This window comes from Bartonella sp. TT29SHDZB (assembly GCF_042193395.1).
Taxonomy (GTDB): Bacteria; Pseudomonadota; Alphaproteobacteria; order Rhizobiales; family Rhizobiaceae; genus Bartonella.
Genome location: NZ_JBHILQ010000075.1, coordinates 1 through 2,248 on the forward strand (window position 1 = coordinate 1; position 2,248 = coordinate 2,248).

The 2,248-nt window shown below is 37.6% G+C and carries 2 protein-coding genes; both read left to right on the plus strand.

Features of this window, described 5'->3' with window-relative positions; all coding sequences use genetic code 11:
* The first annotated feature begins 371 nt into the window (after window positions 1-371).
* Window positions 372-1,142 carry a hypothetical protein gene (locus tag ACFIJJ_RS09540; protein ID WP_375646774.1) on the plus strand — a complete coding sequence of 257 codons (771 nt, stop codon included), beginning with the start codon at window positions 372-374 and terminating at the stop codon, window positions 1,140-1,142.
* 84 nt (window positions 1,143-1,226) lie between these two features.
* A complete protein-coding gene (locus tag ACFIJJ_RS09545) occupies window positions 1,227-2,108 on the plus strand; it encodes a hypothetical protein (protein WP_375624372.1) in 882 nt (293 codons plus the stop codon).
* Window positions 2,109-2,248: the final 140 nt, after the last annotated feature.

The window sequence follows — 2,248 nt, forward strand, 5'->3', positions numbered from 1 at the left end:
ACATTTTATACTAAAAACCAAAAGTAAAATTTAAAAGCACTTGGTATTCAATTAGGTAGGTATCAAAATGAAAAAAATTGAAAAAAATAAAAAATACGTATTGACATTAAGGAAAGGTTCGTTTAGAAAGGTCGACAAGTGCTAAAAACACTTGTGATAAGCGGATAAACCACGATAAGGTTTTTCCCATCTTCAAAATACTGACTTTCTTTTATGCTATCATTGGCATATAACGGTTATGTCGGGTGTAGCTATGCCATACAATACCCTTCGCGAGGGAAAAGCATAGCGGCGGACTTATCACCGTGTTTTTAGCACCCGACGCCCTTATGGGCTGTTAATTAAAAACTTCATTGATAAGGATTACTAGCATGAACGCTACAGTTAAAAATCAAAAAACATCTCCAAAATATCAACTCACCAATCAAACAATTCTTCGTGAGGGTAAAAAACTTTATCGCATTAAGGCGTTAAGAGATTTTGGTGATGTTAAAGCTGGTCAACTTGGTGGCTATATTGAATCTGAAGAAAATCTTTCCCATGATGGTAATTGCTGGGTCTATGATAATGCTATGGTTATCCAAGCAAGCGTTTCCGAAAACGCCAAAATACGCAATAATGCTTGTGTTGTGAATTATGCTAAGGTTTATGGTAATGCTGTGATTAGTGATAAGGCATGGGTTTTGAATGATAAGGCACATGTTTATGACAATGCAGTCATTAATGGCAATGCAAAAATTGGGGGCTACGTTTATGGTAATGCCGTTGTGAGTGATAATGCCGTTATTACAGAGGGGGCTTTTATTTACGATAACGCCCGTGTTTATGAAAATGCCCATGTGAGTGGGCTTGTGTTTAATGATGCCCATGTTTATGGGAAATCACGCCTTGCTGCGTGGTCAAAAGCTTATGGAAATGCTCATGTTTTTGATAAAGCTATAGTTTATGATGGTAGCAATATTTATGACAATGCCAAGGTTTCTGGCTCGGCGCGTGTTGGTCCCTGTGCAAAAATTCATAATAATGCTCATGTGAGTGGCAAGGCACAAATTTGCCAATTTACAACGATTTATGGCAATGCCGTGGTTAATGGCAATCAAAAAATTTCTGAAGATATTTGTGGTGATGATAAAGCAGCGTAAATAACGGGGCGGGCGGTGCGGGGGCGCCTCCTTATAACCATTTCATTTAAAAATTTGTTTGAATATTAGATTAGGGAGCTACCTATGACCACTAAAAATGTATCTAAAAAATATGAAATTATAGACGAAATAAAAAAAGTTTACGATGCAGAAACCCGTCAACCTAGATACTTTTATCGCATACGCGCATTAAGGGATTTCGATGATGTCAAGGCTGGTGACCTTGGTGGTTTTATTGAGAAGGAAGATAACCTCTCTCATGATGGGAATTGCTGGGTGTATGATGATGCTATTGCAGCATATGATGCTGTCGTTAGTGAAAATGCTAAAATACGTAATGAAGCCGTTGTTGCTCAAAATGCTAAAGTTTATGGTAACGTTGTCGTGAGTGATAAAGCCAAGGTTTATGGTCGTGATACCCATGTTTATGGCAATGCTAAGATTTTTGATAATGCTAGTATTAGTGGTACCATGTGGTTTCGTGGCAAGGGGTGGGTTTATGGCAAGTGTGTGGTTAATGGCAATGCCAAGGTTTATGATCATGCTAAGGTTTGTGGTCAAGTTTGTGATAATGCCGTGGTTTATGGGAAAGCTTTTATTAGTATAGAGGCAAAAATTTATGACAATGCCAAGGTTTGGCACAGTGCTTATGTGAAGGGCTTTGTTTATGGCAATGCAAAAGTATCAGGGTCTTCTTGTGTATACGAAGGTTCTCATATTTTTGATCATGCTAGGGTTTATGGTAAAGCGCTTGTCTACAAAGATGTCAAGATTTATGGCAATGCCCGTGTTTATGAGAATGCTCGTATTTATGAAAAAGCAGAAATTTATGATGATGCGTGTGTTTCTAATAGGTCTATTATTGAAGAGGGTGTAAAAATCTCTGGCAACGCTGTTATTAAAGGCAATAAAAAAATTTATAAAGATACTGATGGTAGTGAACAAAGCACAAACAAAGCAGCGTAAATAACGGGGCGGGGGGCTGCTTTATAGCAAAAAAGCCGCGTCCTTTAAGACACGGCTTTTATGATCAAAACAGCTAGCGATCTAAATAAACGATTAAAATAACCAATCGAAATATAAAAGAACATCTTTTTATTGCACAA